A 21,760-nucleotide genomic window follows, 5' to 3' on the forward strand; every position below is an offset into this window, starting at 1 on the left:
ATTGACTCATCCAGTCGTGGTGATATTTTCTTCACATTCGCTTAACAAATACGCTTTTAAAATCTTGATTAAAGGTTTGTTTTTTAAGCAATCTACAACTTGTATCTTTCTTGCTAGGTCTGCAAACGATGAATGCTCCAGTTGCTTTAACCCCAGAGTTATTGACTCAATTAACGTCAATTGTTGGTGAAAACCGTATCAAAACTGATACGGACAGCCTACAAAATTGGGGACGCGATCACACTAAACATTTTGATCCAAATCCATCAGTCATCGTTTTTCCTTCGACGACTGAACAAGTTCAGGCAATTGTGAAACTAGCAAACCAATTTAATGTTGCTGTGACACCGTCAGGTGGTCGTACTGGTCTTTCTGCAGGGGCTGTCGCTGCCAACGGTGAAATCGTGGTCAGCATGGACAAGATGAACCAAATTTTGGAATTCTTCCCAGCAGACCGTATGGTGCGTGTACAAGCAGGTGTGGTGACTGAGCAACTTCAGAACTATGCTGAAGAACAAGGTATGTATTATCCAGTTGATTTCGCTTCAGCTGGTTCATCACAAATCGGCGGTAACATCGGTACTAATGCAGGCGGTATTAAAGTCATTAAATACGGTATGACACGTAACTGGGTACTCGGTCTTACTGTGGTCACTGGTAAAGGTGATGTGCTGCGTTTAAACAAAGGCATGATCAAGAATGCGACAGGTTATGCGTTGCAACACTTATTTATTGGTGGTGAAGGTACGTTAGGCTTAGTGACCGAAGCGGAAATTAAACTTGAGCGTCAACCACAAGATTTGCAAGTGATGGTGCTCGGTGTACCTGACTTTGATGCCGTGATGCCAGTTCTTCACGCGTTCCAAGCGAAAATTGATTTAACTGCGTTCGAGTTCTTCGGTGAACTTGCGATGCAAAAAGTATTGGCAAATGGTCACGTGCAACGTCCATTTGAAACCGAATGCCCATTTTATGTATTGCTTGAGTTTGAAGCGCCATTTGAGCCAATTATGGACAAGGCAATGGAAATCTTTGGGCATTGTATGGAACAAGGTTGGGTACTTGATGGCGTGCTTAGTCAAAGCTTAGACCAAGTAGAAAGCTTATGGCGTCTGCGTGAAGATATTTCTGAGTCAATCGCACCATTTATCCCATACAAAAATGATATTTCAGTGCTCATCACACACGTACCTGCATTCATTAAAGAAATTGATGCAATTGTTGCCGACAATTATCCTGACTTTGAAATCTGCTGGTTTGGTCATATTGGCGATGGTAACTTGCACTTAAATATCTTAAAGCCTGAAAATTTAACCAAAGATGAATTCTTTGCGAAATGTCAGGTGGTGAACAAGTATGTATTTGATACTGTGAAAAAGTATGATGGTTCAATTTCTGCGGAACATGGTGTGGGTATGACGAAGAAGCCATATCTTGAGTACACACGTTCAGCTGAAGAAATTGAATATATGAAAGCACTCAAACAAGTATTTGATCCAAATGGGATTATGAATCCAGGTAAATTATTTGATTTGTGAAACAAAATCTATCTATAAATAAGGCCTAAAAAACAGCATGCTTGTCATGCTGTTTTTTATTTCATGAGAAATTTTAATGTTAAAAAGAATAATTTTTCTAAGTGCAATTGCACTTTCACTTAATGCATGTATAGGTCAAAAACAGTCGAATGAGATCAATACTAAAAATCATAATTCTGAAGCTGGTCAAGTAGAAACGTCGAAACAAAATGCCAATTCTGTTCAAAACTCTCCTTTAGATCAAGTGTATCGGAAAATTCAAAGCTTTGAAGATATGAGAACAGTAGATTTACAACAGGAATTCGATACACCTGAATCTGGAAAATCTCATGCAAAAGTAACTGTCACCTATGGTGGACTAGCGGATGACTCTGTTTCTGCACAACGTGAAACTTACCAATTTGAATACATCAATAGTGAGTGGAAAGAAATATCAAAAGATGAAACTTGGAAATGTGGTCGTGGACCAGATACTACAAACTTTCATAATAAATTATGCCCTTAAAAATTTACTTTCGAAATTTTCCATAAAATTGTTACGAGCGTCATTTGAACTGTTTAAATTCAAAAATGTAGCATCAATATGCTGCATTTTTTATTCGTATTTCTCGTTCTATTAATCATTTTTAATGAGCTTTAGAAAAAATAACATACATATCTGTTCTTTTTTGTCACAACAGTTCAGAACATCATATGTAAAAGATCAATGGCGAACTGAGTAAAACAATGATGATGAAAATAATGACCACAGTTGGTCTAGTTAGTATGATGCTCACGGGGTGTGCTACTACGAAAAATGTTATTTCTAAAGTACATGGGAATGACACTCCTTTAGAGCAAGTCTTGAAGCTACATCCTGAATTACGCAATGAGCTTGCGACTGTTGAATTACGTCAGTATTTTAATCGTGCCGAAGCACCGACCGTAGCCGAAGTCAAAGTGACACAAACAGGCTTGATGGATGACTCAATTGCTGCCGAGCGCTTTATCTATAGTTTTAAATTGAACGATGGTAAATGGCAGCAAGTTAATAAGAAAACGGAATACAAATGTGTGCGAGGAAAAAATACAAAATCTTTCCAAACTGCGCTTTGTCCATGACATCAGACCAGAAATTCGGTTTAAAAAGGCATAGTGAGTTATGCCTTTTTTATTGCATGCACTATTGAGTCGAATAAGGATGAGTAGACGAGAAGCGCCACTCACGATAGCAAATATAGCCCATCGCTAAAATGGGAAAAATCATACATAAGAAGCCAAACAACATATAAGTAATCGCACCTAATATTGCACCTGAACTGAAGGATAAAATAGTCGGTAAGATTTTTAGAATATTTTGTTTGGCAACTTGTTTGCGTTCTTCTGATACATGAGGCGCCCCATAAGCAATAGTACAATCAATGGTCAGTTGAGCAAGATTGCCCGTCATTAAGGTTGAGGTAGCCATTGTAGATAGTAATGTTCGGATAATGGCATTTCGAATTCCCATTGCAGCAATGCCCAATGTTGCGGTAAGTATTGCGCCAAATTCAGCCAAAGTATAAAACGGGCTGAAATTAAGTCCCGCCAGCATGAAGAGCGTTAACAGTATTGTCTCTGCAATAAAGAACCCCAGTAAGATGTTCGGATATTTGTCTTTCCAACGTTGTTCACACCATGCGGTAATACCAATCGTAAATACGAAAATGCCAATAAAAAGAGCCCACAGTCCTAATCCTCCCAGGATCGTTTCTTTGCCTGCAGTCACGATATAGCCAGTAACATGATTGGTATAAATGCCAAATAATGAAATAAATCCAACGGTATTTAGCCAACCACCGACGAGAGATAGAATCGAAGCTTCATGATGATGTCGCCAGCGATTTTTAATTGGTATGTAGCATTTTGACATAGTTCTAAAAGCTCAAGGTGTACTGAGAGATTACATCGACAAAACAAGTGTTTTATTGAGTCTGCAGATCCTTTGCTTTGTGGAATTAGTCCACATGAACATTAAGTAATTAAAAGTTTCATATTTATCACTGGTGAATGTTCAGATTAGATGATTTCTAACATTTTATATGTTTCAAATTGCATCAAATTTTGATGACAAAAATATTTCAATTGATAAAACACAACTGAAAGCATCATAAAATTAACGTAGAGGGAAATCTAAAACCGCATTAAACTAAAGTCATTCAATAAATAAGATAAAAAATGAAAACACTCGCTTTTATCCATCGTAACGACAGTCATTTTTCAGTTGGAGACTTTAATCCGGTCGTGTCTGTTTTTTCACACTATGAACTCGGAAATACAGTATCCCCATTTTTACTTCTCGATCATATTGGTCCCGGTATATTGAAACCCTCTCAACTGCGTAAAGGTGTTGAAGAGCATCCGCACCGTGGTTTTGAGACAGTCACGTTCGTGTATGAAGGTGAGTTAGAGCATTGGGATTCGCAAGGTGGTGGAGGTGTTATTCAGAAAGGTGATGTACAGTGGATGACTGCTGCATCAGGCATTATTCATAAAGAAAAATTTAGTGAGTCATTTTCCCGAGAAGGTGGACGATTTGAAATGATTCAGCTGTGGGTGAATTTGCCAGCAACTGCAAAAAAATCGAATCCGCGTTATCAAAGCTTACTCAAATCTAATATCCCGGTTGTAGAGTTTGCTCATGATGCGGGTACTGCGCGTGTCATTGCTGGAGCCTTTATGCAAGTGAAAGGACCAGCATTAGTCCATAGTCCTTTGCTGGTTTTGGATTTGGATTTAAAAGGAGGTCACACACTCACATTACCAGCAGGACATTTGGATACCACACTGATGTATATGCACCGTGGTAAAGTTGAATTTGGTACAGATGATGAATTACTTACTGATCAGGGAATGGCGGTGTTTTCAAGTCATGGTGAAAATGTTGAATTCACCACATTGTCTGATAGCAAAATTTTATATCTCATGGGGCAGCCGCTGAACGAGCCTTTAGTCGGGCGTGGTTTTTATGTCATGAATACGCAAGATGAGATTGTTGAAGCGATTGAGGAAATGAAGCATGGTACTTTTTTGAAAAGTCATGCAATTGATGCCAAATGATGTCAATGTTTGGGTGAGAAATTGATTTACGATAAAGGCTAAATTTTCGTTTAATTTTCAGACTTTGTTTCGTAGTTCAGGGTTACAAAAACGCAAAACTTTGTCATGGCATTGTGATGCATTTCACGTAAACTACGCTTCCAAAAAATATTCAAACATGTGAAAAAAACATGCAAAAGGTGAGTAAAGCAACCTTAAGTCGGGCAACAATTATGTTTCCTTTGGCATTGGTGCTCTTCGAATTTTCAGTCTATATCTGTAATGATCTTGTACAACCTGCGATGCTTACGATTACACGTGAGTTTGGTGTAGGCAGTGAGTGGGCGCCATCATCCATGTCTTTCTTTTTATTGGGTGGAGCATCTTTGGCGTGGTTTTTAGGACCGTTATCAGATCGCTTAGGTCGTAAAAAAGTACTCCTTGGAGGTGTTTTCTTTTTTGTGGTCTGTTGTTTGCTCATTTTATTCACCCAGTCTATAGAGCAATTTCTTGCATTTCGTTTTTTACAAGGGATTGGGCTGACCATTATTTCAGCTGTGGGTTATGCTGCCATCCAAGAAATTTTTGAAGAAAGAGATGCGATTAAAGTCATGGCTTTAATGGCGAATATTTCATTGATCGCACCATTACTTGGTCCTGTGCTCGGCGCATTTATGATAGACCATGTGTCTTGGCATTGGGGTTTCATTGGGATTGCCTTTTTAGCAGCCTTAAGTTGGTTTGGTCTTAAAGCAAAAATGCCTGAGCAGCATTTGAGTATTCCAAAGCAACCATTAAGTTATGTATGGGATGATTTCAAAGCCATTTTTAAAAATAAAAAATTTATGGGCTTGGCTTTGTCAGTACCCATGGTCTCAATTCCACTGATTTTGTGGATCGCTATGTCACCTGTAATTTTGGTCGAACAGCTCGGTCTGACCAATATGCAATATGGCTATGCACAGGTGCCTGTATTGGGTGGTTTAATTATTGGAAATATTGTCCTGATTCGTGTTATTGATCGCTATGCAGTAGGAAAGACCGTGGTAGTTGCATTGCCGTTGATGTTATTTGGAACGCTTATTGTTTTGGCTGGTGCGATTTGGCAGGATTATTTGTTATGGTGCTTAATTATCGGCATGACCTTAATCAGTTTTGGTGAGGGCTGTAGTTTTTCTGTGATTTATCGTTTCAGTTTAGATGCTTCTGAGGTATCTAAAGGAACTGTTGCTGCCGCAGTAGGCATGATTATGATGATTGCATTCTTTGTTGTGATCGAAATTGTACGCATTATGTATGAATCCTATGGCACGATGGCATATGCATTGGCTTGTTTTATCCTTATTGCACTGTGGTTTAGTGCTCCAAGAAAAATTGTTCATCAGATCATGCAAGAAAGAGCCACTTCAGCGTAAAAAAATCCTCCTTGTGGAGGATTTTTTAATCATTGTATTTTTTCGAGATGTTTGAGTTTACGATCAAAAATAAAAGGCGCAAAGGGTAGAACGGAAGCTATTAGCCCAAGAATAAATACATTGATAGACCACTTTTGCTTCTCGCATACCACAAATAATACGACTAAAAACAACACAAATAGAACGCCATGTCCCATGCCAATATATTTCACATAAATAGGCTGATCTAACATATATTTCATTGGCATGGCAAAAAAAAGCAGTAGTAGGAATGAAATCCCTTCAAGTAAACCAATAATACGTAAGGACTTAATATTCATTCTCAAACCCCACAAAAGAAGACATCCTATTTTACCTAATCGTTGTTGTAGCAAAGTTAGAATCTATGTGGACTAGATCGCATTGTTTAAGGGAAATATAATTTATAATAATCGTTTTTTATGATAGTAGATTTAAAAATAAGCTAATGTGTCAATCATGTCTATAAAGATGAATATGAAGTGATACTCACAACATTTTATAGATCATCAGCGAAATAATAAAAGGACTAAGCTAGAGCTTAATCCTTTGATGAGTCTTGAGTGTAGCTTAGCGTATAACACCACATGCTACACGATCACCCCCACCACCTAGTGGTTTAGGTTGGTCTGAATAATTGTCACCACCTGCATGCACCATGATGGATAGACCTTGAATGTCTGCAAGTGTGAGACGTGGTGCAATCACTTGTGTTTTTGCATTACCTGACGCGTCAACATTTAACACTGGTAAGTCACCTAGATGACCATCGTTTGGCGTACCATGCCCAGGCGCTTGATTTGGATTGTAATGTCCACCAGCGGCAAGCGCAGCACCCATTTTGCCATCTTTTTCAGCAGGTTCACATGAGCCTTTTTCATGGATATGGAACCCGTGATATCCAGGTGATAATTTAGTTAAGTCCGTTGTGATCACAAGACCTTTGTCACTATCTTGGAAGCTAATCGTTCCAATTTGATCATGAACTCCTTGAGCACTCACCGCATTTACAGGAATGGTTTGGATTTTAGTGTTGGATTCTTTGGATGCAGATGTATTTTGCGTTGCTGCACATCCCACAAAGCCTAAACTCAGCAATGCACTGAGCATAGAAATTTTGAATGCTGAAACTTTCGATTGCATTTGCATGCTGTTCTATCCTTGTTCCATGTAAGTGATAACGCATTGAAACAAATTTGGCATTTAGCAACAAGAACGATTTAAGTATTTGATTGTATAGATTTCTTATCAGTAAAAATAAAACACCACTTATGAGAGTGGTGTTTCATTGTCTTGATCGTAGGCCATCGTGGCTTTAGGCACGGGTTCTGGTTCCAGTGTTTCATGTAACCATTCACGCCAAATGGCTAAAAGAATGGCGAGAATTACAGGACCAATAAAGAGTCCAACTAAACCAAAGCTCGCTAAACCACCCAATACACCAAACATGATCAATAAGAACGGAATTTGAGTAGCACCTGAAATGACCAAAGGACGAATGACATTGTCGGCTGTACTCACCACACAAACGCCCCAAGCCATTACGCCAATCGCCTCAACGGTCTGACCTTGTGAAAATAACCACAGTGAAACAGCACCATATGCCACTGGAGGACCAAAAGGAATTAGCGCCATGATAAAGGTCATAATGGTTAGAAGCATTGGATTTGGAACACCAGCAACGTAATAGCTGATTCCTGCCAATATCGACTGTGCAACGGCAGTCAAACCAACACCATATACCACTGCACGCGTTGTTTCAGAGATCGTGTCGATATAATGTTGGATACGTGGACCAATGACTTTCTCCATCGCTTTACTGACCTGTTGAACAATCGTTTGTCCATCACGGTAAAAGAAAAAGAGAGAGAGCATGGCAAAACCAAGTTTGACTAAATTTTTGGTAATTTCGCTAATCACGAATTTACCGTAATTTAGATGTCCTTGAATCCATACACTAATATTACTAAAAAGTGCATTTGGGTTGGCATTGATGTCACGTACAATTCGAGAAACTTCTTTACCTACAATGGGTAACTCACGTATCACGTCAGGAACGGTGATATGACCAGAAGCCAGTTGGCGCTGTAAATCAAAGAATAAGTTTCGGCCTTCATGTTGAAGTAAGAAGATAGCAAAGGTGAACGGTAAACCGACAACGAGTGCCAATAAGAACGTCATAATAGACGCACCCAATGTAGGTCGATTACCACACCAAGCGAGAATACGTTTGTATAAAGGCCAAGTCATATAGGCGATAATACAAGCCCATAACACAGGTACGATAAAGTATTTGACAATGTCATATCCCAAATAAAGCAGAATAAAAAACAAGCCAAATAAAAGTACACGCTGTAAAGTTGGATTAAAATCTTGCACTAAAGTCTCTGATCTATATTCTTGATTTTCAAACGTATCTGCCGCACATCTGATTCATTTCGAGTATGCATTTAACATCATATATGAAAATGAAAAAAAAGTGCGATGACAATCTGTATTCTTTATTTAGAACCAATCACTTGGATCATCAATTAAAACATCTAACAAGGGTTGCCATTGTTGTTGTATTGATAAATAAGTTTTTTGATTTTTATCAAAAATGTTGAGACCCTGCATCGCCAATTGACCATAAGCTGTTCGTTCAGAAATCCAAGCAACAGGTTGTTGATCAATCTTGGCAAAGAACTGTTGAATTTCTTGAGCACTCTGACTATTTGGTTTGACACGATTTGCCACCAAATGAACTTGAACTTTACCTTTTCGAATACGTTTAATGTCATGGATGTGTTTTAAGAAGCGACGCGTGCTGTCGATATCAAAAAAAGAAGGTTGCAGAGGTGTGACCACTGCATGACATTCTGCAATTAATTGTTCTGCGTGTTCGCCTGTTAATGCACCTGGAGCATCAATAATCAGATAATCAAGATTCTTCGGTGCATCACCAATCGATTTTTCATGGCGCCAATCTAAACTTTGAATGTGTGTTGCTGATTCTGGGCGCTGCTTTAACCATTGTAATGCAGATTTTTGATTGTCCGCATCCGCCAATGCAACTTTATAACCTTTCTGTGCGAGTGCTGTCGCCAGCGTAATCGCAGAAATTGTTTTTCCACAGCCACCTTTTTGGTTGGCAATCAGTATCGTTTTCATGAGTTTAAAATTATACATGCTTCAAATAAGGTCTAATCTTAGCTTAGCATTAAAATCAGCCAAAACGCGCATACATGACAAAAGTTTAGTTCTTGTTTAAATTGTCCGCATAACAAGTCATAGAGAACGTCAATGTCCATTTGGATGGCAATGTTAATAGGCGCCTGTATTGGCGTGGTAATCACCACAATGATGTTGAGCTCAACCCGCAATGGCCGTATCAAAGCAGAATATGAACAATATATTGCAGAGCTTGAACTTGAGCATCAACACGCATTAGCTGCTGCTCAAAAACGCAGTGTAAATACCAGTCGTGCGGTACTGAAAGGTAAAATGGCTGAACAATTAGCACCGATTATGCCAGAATTTCAATATTTACCCAGTGATGCTAAATTCTTAGGTGATCCTGTCGACTATGTGGTATTTGATGGATATACAGATTTCCGTGATGGTGATGGCGCGGCAGAAGATATTGAAGTTGTATTGATTGATATTAAAAGTGGTGGAGCACGGCTCACCAAAGGTCAGACGGCAATTGCGAATGCAATTGCCGAAGGGCGTGTGCGTTTTGAGACGATACGTATCGACTTTCAAGACTAGCTTGGATCAATAATCCACTATGTGAAGTGGTCAGTTGGTTTTAGTCGCGCGAGCAAGCATCATGCGACGACCTACTTTGGGCACTTCTTCTGCTTCGAAATAATCGAGTTCAGAAATCTCAAAGCCAGCATCAAGCAGTGCTTGCTCGATATTTCTGTTCAAATGACAACCATCAGCAATCACTTTCTGTACTGGCGTTAAAAGATCTTGAAGACGCTTTAAACTCTTTTGCTGTTGTGCATCGTAAGCGACATGTTCAACCAAATGCAAAGTGCCACCGATGCGTAATACACGTTTAATTTCATGTAGAACTTGTTGAACATGACTCACACTACACAATGTCCATGTGCTGACGACATGTTGAATAGATTGATCTTCAAAAGGTAAATTTTCCGCTTTAGCATGAACATGTTCCACATGGAACGGTGCATCTTGAATACGTTGTTCAGCTAATTTGTATACATCTAGACTCGGTTCAAGCGCATAGAGACTGTCCACAGCTTGATAAAATGGCAGGTTAATTCCTGTACCAAAACCAATTTCTAATACCTCACCTTGAATCGGAAGCAGAAGACGGCGTCTGCTGTCCATCATACTTGGTAACTGCATGACTTGATTCAGAATATGAGGGAATACTCGTTGCTGATAAAATTTATAGATCATTTTTGTTCTTAACATCTTCCATTATTCGATTATTTTACACGTTGATTACACTTTTAACAGTAGACAAAATTGTGACTAAATCACGATAGATTGTTACTGTTCATCAATTTCCTTTTCAGAATGAAGTTCTAAGATAGATCATATAGATTTAGGTTAAATACAATTCAGTCGGATGTTGTCCATAGTAGATGTATGTGCTGCGGTTGAGTTGTTTTTGATACTTAGCAAGAAGGATGGATGTCTGTTGAAAAAGTTAGTTCTCGCATTATGTATCACCCTTGGTGGTGTTTCGGCTTATAGCTCTGCCAGTGTGAAGTCGAGCGACTTTAATATTGCCAATGGTTTGCCGCCAGCTTCGTCAGATCAAAAGATTTCAGTATTGGAACCCTTTGAAGGGGAATTTCGTATTCTTGGTTCAAAAGAATATACCGATGATCCGCAAGCCCAATTTTCACCCATCGACTATGCAGTGACCCGCGGTATTTTCACAGAACCTGAAATTGCACGACAAATTTCGATTAATCAGTATGACCGCTATTTAAATTGGAAAATGGCAAAACCACCGATTCACCCACGCTTAGCAACACAGTTGGTGAGTAACATGCACATTATCCCGGCTAATCCAGAAATTGCGAAAGAGATTAAGAAAGTTCAACGTGGTGATCTGGTGCGCCTAGAAGGGGAATTGGTGCAAATCAATGCCAAAGATTTGGTGTGGAAGTCAGCTTTGGATTGGAATGGTATCGGTGATGGTGCATGCAAATTAATTCGCGTCGAATCGATTGAATGGTTAGAAAAGCGAAATATTTAAACAGGATTTGAGATTGATGAGTTTGAAATGACTTTCAGCTAAAAGTCTTCATCATTAGAGAAATGAGAGAGTGTGGATCATGAGCGTTGGCAAGACATCCTTATGGATAAGTTTATGTATTGGCGTACTCGGGAGTAGTCTTGCCGCATGTCAAAATCCAGTCTCTGAAGTGCAAGCGGAGTCCCATCACTATACTGATCAGCAAAATTGTCCTGCACTATTGGTGATGAAAGTGGGTGAAACCTTAGAATTTAATGCAGCAGAAAATCCAAGTACGGGTTATCAATGGCAAATTATGCAACCGCTTCATCTCTTTAAAGTTGAAGAACAATATTTGGCGACTGAAAAATCAAAAGCGATGGTAGGCGTTGGAGGTGAAAAGACAGTGAAGCTGACTGCGCTAAAGCCTGGTCAGGAACTCATTGAATTGGCGTATGTGCGACCTTGGGAAGTTGCTCAAGACCGTACTCAAACAGATGCCCCAACATCGTGGCAATGTCGAGTACGTATTTCTTAAGCAGGCAGAAGACTGTTTCTAAAATTGTGCTGTACTTTTACTATGTACGCTATTGTTCTTTCGTGACACTAGTATTTTGACTCCAATGTTGGAGTTGGGCTTTCGCAGTATAATAATCACTCATATTTCGAATTGCATCTTTAGGATTTCGAAGCTCATCTTCGGGAGACTGTTCGAGCTCTTGATAGACCTCAATCTGATTTTCCCAGTATTGATAAAATAAGCCTTGAATATATCTACCTTGTTCCGTCTTAAGATCTAAGTCTTTCAACATATTGAGGGAGGACTGAATGAGATCTCGTTTACGCTGAAACTCCATATCCGCATTTAAATTGCCATCTGCTTTTAATTGCTGAAGTTCTGCGTCTAGCTCATCACTTAATTGCTCAAAACTTTGATCATATTGATTCAGCAAAGCAACGTCATGTGCGTCATTTGGAGTGGATTCAAACGATTTGATCGGCTGTGCTTCAATTTGTGTTTTCAATTCAACAGATGGATCAACGGATTCTTTTTGTTCGGTCTGAGGGTTTTGTTCTGTTTTTTGGCATCCAATGAGCATGAAAGGCATACTCAAGCAGAGTGCAAATATCGAAAGTCGAATAGGGTGAAGATTTGCCGTCATGAGAGTCAATCCTCTGTTGGTTTTTTTAATGAATGATCGAGATTAAGTTTAGTTTATCGCGCACGATAGTGATAGGCATAAGTGATATAAGGAAAGGAAACTTCATCATGGAGCATGAGTCCCGTATGTTCAAATACGATCGATTCAAATGCTGTCTTCATTTTTGCTTGGTCTGCCGCTGACATTGCCGCAATAAAACTGGTAGATAAGAGTCGTTTGCTGATGACCTGTTCAACACTGCCGACTTGATGCTGAGTGAAGGTGCTTAAACTTTGGAATTCAAATAATTCTTGCTGCTGAAATACATTTTGCCATTGGTTGCTATGAAAGCGTGGCGTATCGGACTCAAAAGGTGCGATGTAATCTGCCAATGCTTTGACCCAATCCACTGAGATATCTCGTTGGTTCCAGACTAGACCTAAATGTCCTTGAGGTTTAAGAAGGCGATGCATTTCTTGCAATGTTTGGCGTTCAGCAAACCAATGAAATGACTGTGCGCATAAAATAGCATCAACACTATGCGTTGATTGCGCAATTTGATGGCTTGATGCTTGTAGTGTCTTCACCTCAGGATGTACTATTTTCAATTGTTCGAGCATTGCTGGAATCGGTTCAACGGCGATTATGTTCGAGGTGACTTGTTTTAGATAGTGCAGGAATTTTCCTGTCCCCGAACCTAAGTCAATCGCAACTGCATCAGGATGAAGATTCAACTCATCTTTCAACCACGTGACGATAGCCTGTGGATAATTTGGTCGGACTTGTTGATAAAGTTCAGCCGCAGAACTAAACCCATTTTCAGCAGCAGGATGAAGTGAATGTGTCATATTTTGCGCTTTTTAATCTGAACAGTATCTATAAAATATGACACCGACAATGTGATGTAAGCAAGTGAACGATTGATTCATTTTGCAAACCAAATGATGAGAACCCTTTTTCGGAATTGCAATGGATAAGCAAATAGTATTTGAAGACGAACACATCAGAGCAATTTATTTAAAAGGAACAACAGAAACATTGGTTCTCTCTTTTGGTGACTTGATCAGTCGTGCCAAAGGCAATGCCATTAATGCTGAAAAATCCTTAGCCAAATATGACTACAATGTCATAGGTATCATGCCAAAACAAAAGTCATGGTTCCCATCACAGAGCATGCACGCTTTAATCGAGCAAATATTGCCTTTGTTGAATCAATTTCAGCGTGTCGTGGCTTATGGTGGTTCTATGGGCGGCTACGCAGCGATTAAGTACAGTAAGTTATTGGGCGCAGCACGTGTGGTTTCAATGGTGCCGCAATATTCAATTAATCCTGCTGAAATTGAAGACCGCCGTTATACTGATTTTTACGATCCTAAGGTCAATGCTGACATGCAAATTGCCGCGACAGATATTGCGTGCGATGCAGAATATATCGTGGTTTATGATCCTTACTTTGATCTGGATCGCGAGCACTATGAAAAGATTAAGCCACTTATTCCTCAACTCAATACACTTCATTTACCTTATACGGGTCATGATGCGGTTGCTGTATTAGCAAATTCTGCGTTATTGCATGATTTTATTGAACATGAATTTGATGCAACTTACTTTTATCGCCAGATTCGAGCAGTTAAAAAGAACAGTAAATTTTACTATCGAAGCGTGATCGCACATCTGCTTGGCACCCACAATGAAGCATTAGGTAATATTTTAAAAACCATCGATCTACAACTAGACAGTAGCTTTTTTGATGCCAGTCTTAAACAGACGATTACCCGTATTTTACTGACCAACAAACGAGTAGATGAACAAGATCTACAAAAGCTAGGTATTTCGATTCATTTGCCGTTTGAAAATAAAACACAACTTCATGACAGCTTTGGCAAAGTGTTGGTCTTTAACGTGATCACCCAAAAACTAGAAAGCTATGAACAACATGTGATTGATATTAATGGTAAATATATTATTCCATTACATGTGGAAAGTACTGGATTGGCCCAGATTGAAATTAAAAAACAGCACTATCTCATTTGTATGAATGATCGCCGTGTCACCAAATTGATCAAAATGGATGATGCGCTCAGTGCGGATATGAGCCCTTTGATTGTGAAAAAGGGCGAAGGTTTCTTTAGCATCAGTTATAAGCATCTCTATATGCACTGCGATGAGTTAGGAAACTGTATTTTTGAATCAGACACTGTTGGTGAAGCAGAAAAATTTTCAGTGGAGTAAGGCTGAATTTTTCATAGTTATTGATCAAAGCGCTTCGGCGCTTTTTTTATCTTTAAGTAAAAAAATATAGAGTGTGTGATAGGTCTCAATCTGTCGTAAAAAGCGATATTGTTTAAAATTTACCCGTGTTTATTTTGTAACGAAAGCGATGGAATGACTCTGTTTCATTGTTAAGATCAGGCAATATATAACGAATTTGAATGATTCAAATGATGATGTATTTATGAATATCGGAATATTCATGCATCTTTGACGTGTCTACTTGAGCACAAAAAACCCATATAAATGGAATTTAGGTGGGACAGATGAATAAAAAGAAAATTGTAAAAACTGAAACAGGAATGAATCCTCCAAAACAATCGCGTACACATCGCCGTGTTATGCAGGTGATTCAAACTGCTGAAAAACTTTTAGTTAAAATGGGCTTAGAGTCAATTTCAATTCCTGAAATTGCCAATGCTTCAAACATTCCAAGAGCGAGTATTTATCAGTTCTTTCCGACAAAATATGATCTGTTGCATCATATGGCACAGTTGCATTTGCAGAAACTAGTAAGCTTGCTCAAGGAAGCTGGTTTAAACGTCATACGCGAACATCCGCACGAAAGTATGGCGGCTTATGGTCGAATGGTGGCTGCAGCTGTGATTGAAACCACTGCCAAGTTTTATAATGAATCTGCTGTGGCACGATTATTAATATTGTCAGGTCCACTGAACCGACAAGTGTATTTACGTCATCAAATGGAACTCAAACAGTTCAGTCAAGATTTAAGAGATGCACTTAAAGCAATTCGGGTAGATGATTATTTACCGCAACAACCTGACAGTATGTTGATCATTATTGAAATGATCTTTACTTGTATGAAACATGGTTATTACACAGAAGATCGGATTTCTGAACGTATTTGTGAAGAGGCGTATCGTTTGGCGACTGCATATTTAAATGCACTAAAAGAAGATCAATTTTCCCTAAAAGCACAGCGTGCAGCAACGACGCAATCTGAGACAAAAAACCAGTCAAATCAACTATTGTTGACTTACAATTAAGCTTACAATCAGTTGAATTATCATGAAAATCTTGCAGTCGAAATGCAGATAAATATTGCTGAGGTTCAACGTGAAAGCTGTTTTTTTGGATCAATTCTCTCTCGATCAGAATGATTTAGATTTTTCGGGGTGGTATCAAGTCTTTGATGAGGTAACATTCTTTGAGCGCACTGATCCAGATCAAGTGCTTGAACGCATTGCGGATGTAGATGTGGTGGTGACCAATAAAGTGGTGATTACGGCAGACATGATGCAAAAACGACCGCAGCTTAAATTAATTTTAATTTCGGCCACAGGCACCAATAATGTCGATTTAATCCAAGCAAAAGCTCAAAGCATTGTGGTATGTAACTGTCAGGCATATGGTACTGCCGCTGTAGCTCAACATACCATGATGTTGATGCTCAACTTGGCAACGTCTTTTATTCAATATGATCGTGCAGTTCGTGCGGGTGAATGGAATAAAGCATCACAATTCTGTTTATTAGATTTCCCCATTGCTGAATTGAATGGTAAGACCTTAGGGATTTTGGGCTATGGTGAACTTGGTCAAGCAGTAGCGAAATTGGCTGAAGCCTTTGGTATGAAGGTGATTGTGGCTCATTTACCAGGACGACCTGCAGCCGCTGATCGTGTCAGTTTAGAAAGCTTGCTGCGTCAATCAGACTTTATTAGCTTACATTGTCCATTAACTGAAACAACACGCGACTTAATTGATGCAGAAGCATTCAGTCTAATGAAAGAAAGTGCATATTTAATTAATTGTGCCCGTGGTGGCATTGTGAATGAACAAGCATTGGCGGAAGCACTAATCAATCGGAGAATCGCAGGGGCAGCGACTGATGTATTGAGTATAGAACCGCCTCAGCAAGGCAATGTGTTATTGAATTCGGATATCCCTAATCTCATTATTACACCACACAGTGCATGGGGAAGCGTTGAAGCACGTCAACGCATTGTGCAACAAGTACAGGAAAACGCAGCTGCATTTAAAGCGGGTCAACCGATCCGTCACGTCAACTGAAGTTAAGCAATAAAAAAGGTGCTGTGAGAAGCACCTTTTTTATTGAAGAGATATAAATAAACTCAACCTAATAAATAAACTCCACTTAGGTTTGAATAAAACGACATGGGTTAACGTGGGACACCTGCATCACTGTCATCTACAGCTGGACTAGAGGTGGTAGCTCCACTATTAGGTAAAGCAACACTTTGACGCTGAATGGTCGGTTCTGCTTCAGGTGCTTGATTTAGACTTGCTAGCGTGGTGTTGGCTGATTGCGCAGTTTCAAGGTTGACTGAATTTTCTTGAACGGGTAAAGCGACCGATGCAGTAGTTGGAGCAGGGGAGGCTATGACAGCAGGTGCTGTCGTTGGGTTGGGTTGACTCAAACTGCCTCTTTCGATGGGAACACCACCTGCACCGACGAGGTTCTGTTTAGCATGCTGCACAGATTTGACAGTTGTATCTACGCCTTGACGAGCACCGTCACGTAATGCAACCGCTTTTTCATTGGTGAATTCTTTGGTGTTTTGCCAAGCTGAATCGACGGATGGTTTGATTTTAGCAATACCACGCTTGGTCGCATCATCAACGGTGTTGGCTGTATTTTGCAAAGTCTCTTGTGCTTTGACTGCAAGTACTTTGGCTAAATTTGGATTGTCACCGTAAGCAGGATTGTTGCCCGTTAAAGTAGAGTCTTGAGCAAATGTAGTTGCTGAGTATAGCGTAATACAACTTACCAGCATCGTTTTCATTATGTTCATGAAGGATCCTCTTCTCGGTTCTGTATGGGTGGCGCTGTGACTCAATCGCCTCATCTGTACAAAACTTTTGAATTTTTTATCAGTTTCCAAGCAAACTACATGAGCGATGGGGCTGTTTCAATGTTGAAATGTATCTGTAACGTTGTGCTTCGGCAGTTTTAATGATTAACGCTACAATTTTTATTCATCTTGCATCGCTTAAAGGCTTTTAGGATACAACACTACATTGTGTGCATTCGATCGTGGACAATAAAATTAAAAGTAAAGTTTATCCTCCGATTCTAAGACAGGTGTTGATCAAACCAATGTATTCAACATAAAAAAGTCTGAGCATGGATTCATGCTCAGACGCTGTTTATAAGAAATCTAAAAATTAATGCTTCAGATATTGAGTCGGGACTTTTGGTAAAACCACGCTTGATGGGTATTGTGAATTCGAATAGATCGAAATCGATCCCAAAAGCGATGAAGTTAAACTTGGTAATGGGGCAACGCCTTTCCATACATCACTGGAAACCACCGAAATTTGAATACGATGTCCTTTAGGAATAAGCGCAGCAGTTGCTGGAATCTCAACATTGACCAAGACTGGCTTGTTTTTGTCTAAAGGTTGAATATCCGATGCTTTAAATGTATGCCAAGGTTGAATCATTTGTCCTTTGATATAACGAGAACGTGATTCGTCAACTTTACGCATGGATGCTGTGATAATACCCGTGCTTAATGTTTTAGCATTGCCCGTTCTCGGGTCCACATCGGATACACGTACGACTAAACCACTGTCTTTAGAGCTGGATGAAATCCACAAGTCAGCTTGCATCGGCCCATTTAAATAATAGTCTTCAGTTAAAGGTACTGAGTTAAAGACCGAAGCAGGAATATTCGCTAAGTTGCTATTTTCCAGACATGGGAAAGGTAGGATAGACGTTGCACCTATGAGAACTTGTTCAACAGTACTTGAGCATAAACCGAAAGTTGGGGCTTGTAATAAGTAGTTTTCACCAGAGCTTGACGTTGGTCGATCTTTTGCAAGATTTCCACGTGTATTTAAGAATAAACGATCTGGTTCTAATGCTACATGCGGCCAATCCGTACTGACGACATAATCTTCATAACCATGTACCCATTGTGTGACGTTAGGTAGAGTTTCAGCGCCAGTGTTGATACCTTTTAAATATTGATCAAACCATTGAAGTTGCATTTTGTCTAAACGCGGTACATTACCTTTAGGCAAACTTGGGAAAAGTTGTGCGGCTTGAATGTGTGCCCAAGGTCCAATAAAGGTTTTTACTGTGGTATGACCTTTTAATGCTTCATGCCAAAGCGGTTCACTGCGTTGGAACAAATCACGTGTTCCCCCGACAATAAAAGTCGGAACTTTAATATTATTGGCTTGTTCTAACAGCGATCTTTCTTGCCAAAATTCATTATCAAATGCATCAGCTTTGCCTTTTAGAGCATTGGCAAAAAGCGGTATTTGGAATTCTGTACTGTTAATAATTTTATCGAGTGCGGTCAGTTTTCCAGTAATCGGGTCTTGCACCAAGGTATCAATCGGTAAAGTACCCAACAGTGTAATCAAACTCATCCAAAGTGGAATGAAGTTAGTATTTAGCTGTCCGCCATTGAAAAGAATATCACGGTACGCATCACCCATAGGTACGATTGGGAACGCTGCCTTGATCGCTGGATGTTGTGTCGCTGCACCCAGCATCGCCGTGATTCCTAAATAAGAAACGCCATATAAGCCGACATTTCCATCAGAGAAGCTTTGTTTACTTGACCAGTCAATAATTTCATAAGCATCTTGTTGTTCGACTTTGCCAAAAGCTTCCCACTTACCTGTAGAGTTACCTGTTCCACGAACATCTGCAACGACTGTTGCATAGCCACGTTTCACCATTTCAGGGTCTGCACCACCTGCTATTGCTGAAACCTTACCTGCAACCCCTGCGCTATAGGCCGTTTGAATAACAATCACAGGGAATTTTGCATTGATAGGACGACCTGACTCATCCGCAGGGAGCGTGACATAAGTGGCGATTCGCGTTCCATCACGCATGGTAATCCACTGTGCTGGCAAGGTCACCGACTTAGGATATTCAGCAGGTCGATCATACAATTGCCATTGAGCATTGGCATTGGAAAGTGATGGGACTTGAGGTTGACTCGGAGATTGTCTAGTTCCGAGTCGGGTGTTTTTTAATGCAACGGGAGTACCTGGGAGGGTGACATCTGGGGAGGTCACTGGGTCGGGTTGAGGACTTAAATAGCTTAAGTCTGGTGTCACATTTGGTGTTGGATTAATTGTTTTATTTGCTATGCCAATGGTGGTCGCAAGTATCGTGACACCGATGCCAACAGCAGCATAGAAAGAATTTAGCAATTTCATTACATAATTCCTTTTTGTTTTTCATTTTTGTAGTCGTGCTTGAGTGAAGAATGAAATATGCATAAAGCAAAATCGTTCCATTCATTTTATTTTTATGTCTCCTAATCTGATCAAAAAAGATAATTCAGATTAGGCTTTGATGTTGTATCACTGTTTAGTTTAACTAACAAGTTGGGGTCTTGCTGTTTGTCGGATTGGCAATGATGTTTTGATTAAGTATTTTATTTTTAATATAAAAAAAATTGATTGGGTCAGTTTAAAAAATACAACTGTATATAAATTAATCGTAATTTAGAAGATATTTCTTCTATCTGATTTCTAAAGAAAATTATAAATTGTGAGCATTTATGCCAATTAGGTACTGTGATTAAGAAATCATGAAGTAGCTTCATTCCAATTAAAAAAGCACAATTGGTTTTAGCCAATTGTGCTGTCGTAGTTTATGAGTGATCAGATGAATGGTTTTTAGCGTCTTAGAAATGTTCACACTGTTGAAGATTTTGCGCTTTAAAGTGGTTTTTTAGCGCGTTGAAATTGGCTTTTTTAGTTGAATCTTGAATATCAAATACGGTCTGTTTGTTTTCGACATCTGCATCTAAATTTGAATGTGCTGAAATCAGTTTTTCCCCTTGGAAGAACCAGTATTCAGTAGCTTTGCCTGTCTCAAAGTTGCCTGTAAATTCAATGAGGCAGTTGTCTTTTTGTTTAATGAGGCGAGCAATATTGTGTTGAGTTTCAGGTTCAACAGCAATGTTTTTGTGTTGTTCTAGAATGCGAGGGGTATTGAGGTTGGATGGTGTAGTTGTACAAGCGCTAACAAAAAAAGCAGTAAGAGAGATTAGTATTGATCTTTGGATTTCCATAAACTTCTTTCTTGATGAGTGTTGTTAGAGTGAGTATAGGAAATAGAATAAAAATTAACTATAGTCAAAGGGTATAGATAAAAAATACATTAGCAGTTTGTTAATTTTCATGTTTGTTGAATATCTTAGCTTGCATGTCTGTTATAAATTTAACCCAATTTTGTATATCCTTACTATCTAATGTTGTATTGTGGCTAGAGTGAGCTAGCGAGTTTCGAATTCGAATAAGATAGATGAGTTCTTTCGTGTAAGGGTCTGGGATAAGTTGTAGATTAATTAATTGATTAATGATTTTTGCTAAAGACATTTTGCTAGAAGGTGTGCCTGTATACTTAGAGTGAAAATCCCGTATTTGATTTTCAAACTCAGAAAATTTAATAAAAAACTCTCCGAGAGAAGATTGAAGAGTAGTGTGAGGGGTAGTAGATTTTATCTCACCAAATACGTTGGAATCAGATCCTGTAGTATTAACAGTTTGTGAAGTTGCTGGAACATGTTTTGATATGTTTTTTTTCTGGCTAGTATGTGATGGTATCTCAGAAATTAAATCATTTAAGTTATTTTTACTATCTTCAAAAACTTCTTCATTATTCTTTTGTACAGACTCTGGTAAAAATGATCTATGTATAAACTTTAATAAGGCATAGGCAAAGAGAACTAAAGAACTAAAGCTCATAGACATAAAAAAATCTTGAAAAGCAGGATATTTAAAGCTACTAATCACTAGTAAGCTTGATCCTACTGAAAAAACTCCTATGAATAATGTTAATGTTAAATCTATGAAAGCATAATTCTTTGTTCTTGAAATGGCTTCTTCTAGTGTTGGATCACGTTCTTGCTTTTGATTTAATTCTGTATTCAAAAAACTATATGAAACGAGGCTTAATGCAACTAATGCAGATACAACTTGTGCAGAGGTAGCATGCAAATAAAGTATAGAGTCTTCAGTTAGAAATACAGGATAGTAGTTACAAATTGCAATAATTGAACTAGGTATAACGCATATTGCAGAATATGTAAAAATTTGATTTTTTAAGGATGAATTCATCTAATTTTAGTGGAAAAAAACCGCTATCAAGATAGCGGT

The 21,760-nt window shown here is 39.0% G+C and carries 23 protein-coding genes; 11 read left to right on the top strand and 12 right to left on the bottom strand.

Translation table 11 applies throughout. From position 1 onward, the window contains the following. The first annotated feature begins 128 nt into the window (after positions 1 to 128). The 3 genes from AC1M85_RS01835 to AC1M85_RS01845 all read left to right on the top strand — a co-directional run bounded on the left by AC1M85_RS01835 (position 129) and on the right by AC1M85_RS01845 (position 2,639). The gene (locus tag AC1M85_RS01835) at positions 129 to 1,538 is read left to right on the top strand and encodes an FAD-binding oxidoreductase (protein WP_481954573.1); all 1,410 of its coding nucleotides are present in this window, start codon (positions 129 to 131) and stop codon (positions 1,536 to 1,538) included. Positions 1,539 to 1,614: 76 nt separating this feature from the next. Next, the gene (locus AC1M85_RS01840; RefSeq protein ID WP_481596176.1) at positions 1,615 to 2,043 is read left to right on the top strand and encodes a hypothetical protein; all 429 of its coding nucleotides are present in this window, start codon (positions 1,615 to 1,617) and stop codon (positions 2,041 to 2,043) included. Between the two features lie 224 nt (positions 2,044 to 2,267). After that, complete coding sequence (locus AC1M85_RS01845; RefSeq protein WP_035264384.1) at positions 2,268 to 2,639, top strand: hypothetical protein; 372 nt, start codon at positions 2,268 to 2,270, stop codon at positions 2,637 to 2,639. A 61-nt stretch (positions 2,640 to 2,700) separates the two neighbouring features. Here the strand turns inward: AC1M85_RS01845 and AC1M85_RS01850 are convergent, their stop codons facing one another. Then, entirely contained in the window at positions 2,701 to 3,429 is a 729-nt protein-coding gene (locus tag AC1M85_RS01850) for a YoaK family protein (RefSeq protein WP_481954572.1), read from the bottom strand. A gap of 305 nt (positions 3,430 to 3,734) precedes the next feature. Between AC1M85_RS01850 and AC1M85_RS01855 the strand changes: the two genes are divergently transcribed. Together AC1M85_RS01855 and craA are read left to right on the top strand one after the other, a co-directional pair. Next, the gene (locus AC1M85_RS01855; RefSeq protein WP_488213443.1) at positions 3,735 to 4,616 is read left to right on the top strand and encodes a pirin family protein; all 882 of its coding nucleotides are present in this window, start codon (positions 3,735 to 3,737) and stop codon (positions 4,614 to 4,616) included. A gap of 170 nt (positions 4,617 to 4,786) precedes the next feature. Further along, positions 4,787 to 6,010, top strand: a complete 1,224-nt coding sequence (gene craA / locus AC1M85_RS01860) for a chloramphenicol efflux MFS transporter CraA (protein ID WP_488213444.1) — start codon at positions 4,787 to 4,789, stop codon at positions 6,008 to 6,010. Between the two features lie 29 nt (positions 6,011 to 6,039). Here the strand turns inward: craA and AC1M85_RS01865 are convergent, their stop codons facing one another. The 4 genes from AC1M85_RS01865 to AC1M85_RS01880 all read right to left on the bottom strand — a co-directional run bounded on the left by AC1M85_RS01865 (position 6,040) and on the right by AC1M85_RS01880 (position 9,178). Next, positions 6,040 to 6,330, bottom strand: coding sequence for a DUF3817 domain-containing protein (locus tag AC1M85_RS01865; RefSeq protein WP_488213445.1), 291 nt, complete (start codon positions 6,328 to 6,330; stop codon positions 6,040 to 6,042). Between the two features lie 268 nt (positions 6,331 to 6,598). Further along, complete coding sequence (gene sodC, locus AC1M85_RS01870; RefSeq protein WP_373687194.1) at positions 6,599 to 7,177, bottom strand: superoxide dismutase [Cu-Zn] SodC; 579 nt, start codon at positions 7,175 to 7,177, stop codon at positions 6,599 to 6,601. Positions 7,178 to 7,297: 120 nt separating this feature from the next. Continuing rightward, the gene (locus AC1M85_RS01875) at positions 7,298 to 8,407 is read right to left on the bottom strand and encodes an AI-2E family transporter (RefSeq protein ID WP_488213446.1); all 1,110 of its coding nucleotides are present in this window, start codon (positions 8,405 to 8,407) and stop codon (positions 7,298 to 7,300) included. A gap of 126 nt (positions 8,408 to 8,533) precedes the next feature. Continuing rightward, positions 8,534 to 9,178: a ParA family protein gene (locus tag AC1M85_RS01880; RefSeq protein ID WP_180028902.1), complete on the bottom strand. Its 645-nt coding sequence runs from the start codon at positions 9,176 to 9,178 to the stop codon at positions 8,534 to 8,536. A gap of 132 nt (positions 9,179 to 9,310) precedes the next feature. Here AC1M85_RS01880 and AC1M85_RS01885 point away from each other — a divergent pair, with 132 nt between their 5' ends. Then, on the top strand, positions 9,311 to 9,778 hold the full coding sequence (locus AC1M85_RS01885; protein ID WP_035264256.1) for a Holliday junction resolvase-like protein: 468 nt from the start codon (positions 9,311 to 9,313) through the stop codon (positions 9,776 to 9,778). Between the two features lie 30 nt (positions 9,779 to 9,808). Here AC1M85_RS01885 and AC1M85_RS01890 read toward each other — a convergent pair whose 3' ends face one another. Further along, complete coding sequence (locus AC1M85_RS01890) at positions 9,809 to 10,441, bottom strand: class I SAM-dependent methyltransferase (protein WP_035264378.1); 633 nt, start codon at positions 10,439 to 10,441, stop codon at positions 9,809 to 9,811. A gap of 241 nt (positions 10,442 to 10,682) precedes the next feature. Between AC1M85_RS01890 and AC1M85_RS01895 the strand changes: the two genes are divergently transcribed. Both AC1M85_RS01895 and AC1M85_RS01900 read left to right on the top strand, forming a co-directional pair. After that, positions 10,683 to 11,252, top strand: a complete 570-nt coding sequence (locus tag AC1M85_RS01895) for a hypothetical protein (protein WP_481588735.1) — start codon at positions 10,683 to 10,685, stop codon at positions 11,250 to 11,252. 79 nt (positions 11,253 to 11,331) lie between these two features. After that, a complete protein-coding gene (locus tag AC1M85_RS01900) occupies positions 11,332 to 11,769 on the top strand; it encodes a protease inhibitor I42 family protein (RefSeq protein WP_180028899.1) in 438 nt (145 codons plus the stop codon). 49 nt (positions 11,770 to 11,818) lie between these two features. On the opposite strand, the gene AC1M85_RS01905 is transcribed toward AC1M85_RS01900, so the two are convergent. Together AC1M85_RS01905 and AC1M85_RS01910 are read right to left on the bottom strand one after the other, a co-directional pair. After that, complete coding sequence (locus AC1M85_RS01905; RefSeq protein ID WP_488213447.1) at positions 11,819 to 12,394, bottom strand: hypothetical protein; 576 nt, start codon at positions 12,392 to 12,394, stop codon at positions 11,819 to 11,821. A 53-nt stretch (positions 12,395 to 12,447) separates the two neighbouring features. Next, on the bottom strand, positions 12,448 to 13,221 hold the full coding sequence (locus AC1M85_RS01910) for a class I SAM-dependent methyltransferase (RefSeq protein ID WP_481610060.1): 774 nt from the start codon (positions 13,219 to 13,221) through the stop codon (positions 12,448 to 12,450). A gap of 121 nt (positions 13,222 to 13,342) precedes the next feature. On the opposite strand from AC1M85_RS01910, the gene AC1M85_RS01915 reads away from it, so the two are divergent. The 3 genes from AC1M85_RS01915 to AC1M85_RS01925 all read left to right on the top strand — a co-directional run bounded on the left by AC1M85_RS01915 (position 13,343) and on the right by AC1M85_RS01925 (position 16,675). Further along, on the top strand, positions 13,343 to 14,605 hold the full coding sequence (locus AC1M85_RS01915) for a hypothetical protein (protein WP_488213448.1): 1,263 nt from the start codon (positions 13,343 to 13,345) through the stop codon (positions 14,603 to 14,605). A 305-nt stretch (positions 14,606 to 14,910) separates the two neighbouring features. Further along, positions 14,911 to 15,651 carry a TetR/AcrR family transcriptional regulator gene (locus tag AC1M85_RS01920; protein WP_488213449.1) on the top strand — a complete coding sequence of 247 codons (741 nt, stop codon included), beginning with the start codon at positions 14,911 to 14,913 and terminating at the stop codon, positions 15,649 to 15,651. A gap of 70 nt (positions 15,652 to 15,721) precedes the next feature. Next, on the top strand, positions 15,722 to 16,675 hold the full coding sequence (locus AC1M85_RS01925; RefSeq protein WP_488213450.1) for a 2-hydroxyacid dehydrogenase: 954 nt from the start codon (positions 15,722 to 15,724) through the stop codon (positions 16,673 to 16,675). Between the two features lie 110 nt (positions 16,676 to 16,785). Here the strand turns inward: AC1M85_RS01925 and AC1M85_RS01930 are convergent, their stop codons facing one another. From AC1M85_RS01930 to AC1M85_RS01945, 4 genes are all read right to left on the bottom strand, one after another. Continuing rightward, positions 16,786 to 17,418, bottom strand: a complete 633-nt coding sequence (locus tag AC1M85_RS01930; protein WP_488213451.1) for a hypothetical protein — start codon at positions 17,416 to 17,418, stop codon at positions 16,786 to 16,788. A 373-nt stretch (positions 17,419 to 17,791) separates the two neighbouring features. Next, on the bottom strand, positions 17,792 to 19,810 hold the full coding sequence (locus AC1M85_RS01935) for a CocE/NonD family hydrolase (protein ID WP_488213452.1): 2,019 nt from the start codon (positions 19,808 to 19,810) through the stop codon (positions 17,792 to 17,794). A gap of 473 nt (positions 19,811 to 20,283) precedes the next feature. Next, positions 20,284 to 20,673 carry a hypothetical protein gene (locus tag AC1M85_RS01940; protein WP_488213453.1) on the bottom strand — a complete coding sequence of 130 codons (390 nt, stop codon included), beginning with the start codon at positions 20,671 to 20,673 and terminating at the stop codon, positions 20,284 to 20,286. Between the two features lie 100 nt (positions 20,674 to 20,773). Next, the gene (locus AC1M85_RS01945) at positions 20,774 to 21,721 is read right to left on the bottom strand and encodes a hypothetical protein (RefSeq protein WP_488213454.1); all 948 of its coding nucleotides are present in this window, start codon (positions 21,719 to 21,721) and stop codon (positions 20,774 to 20,776) included. Positions 21,722 to 21,760 lie beyond the last annotated feature (39 nt).

It is taken from the genome of Acinetobacter sp. 24-47-64 (genome assembly GCF_057737055.1).